The sequence below is a fragment of the Collinsella aerofaciens ATCC 25986 genome (genome assembly GCF_964239575.1).
GTDB classification, from domain to species: Bacteria; Actinomycetota; Coriobacteriia; order Coriobacteriales; family Coriobacteriaceae; genus Collinsella; species Collinsella aerofaciens_BQ.
Window position 1 is genome coordinate 1 of record NZ_CAXSQQ010000071.1, and the last position, 500, is coordinate 500.

At 70.0% G+C, this 500-nt stretch carries 1 pseudogene; it reads right to left on the reverse strand.

From position 1 onward, the window contains the following. A pseudogene (locus ACESUZ_RS10130) lies at positions 1-364 on the reverse strand (IS110 family transposase); the annotation flags it as partial. Between the last annotated feature and the right edge of the window lie 136 nt (positions 365-500).

Sequence of the window (500 nt, forward strand, 5' to 3'; positions counted from 1 at the left end):
CGGCGAGGTCCCTGAGCCCCTCGATCTCGGGGGACGGCACCCATACCGGGGTGACGTCGTGCGACAGTATCGCCTTGGCCATCCTGGCCGCGTCGTTGCGGTCGTTCTTGGACGAGAGGTCTGCCGCCGACCTCGGGACCTTGGAGACGGCCGCGACGACGCAGTCGACGCCGAGGGCCGACAGCTCCCTCTGCGGCGCGAAGCCGAGGTAGCCGCTCTCGTAGGCGGCGAGCGACGGGCCCGGGAAGCCCGACATCCACTCCGCGACCTCGCCCCACGGGTTGCCGCGGAACCTCCTCGCCACGGCCTCGCCCGTCTCCGCGTCGAGCGCGCAGACGGTGGTGGACCTGAGGTGTACGTCCATTCCGAAGGCGGTAGAATATCTAGGCACGGGAGCCTCCCAACCTCGTTGCGGCGCGGCTGCGCCTCTGGCACTTCAACAACATTGTCGCAGCCCCGACCCGCGGTCACGAGCGGGGGCTCCTGTCGTTTCCGTGCCC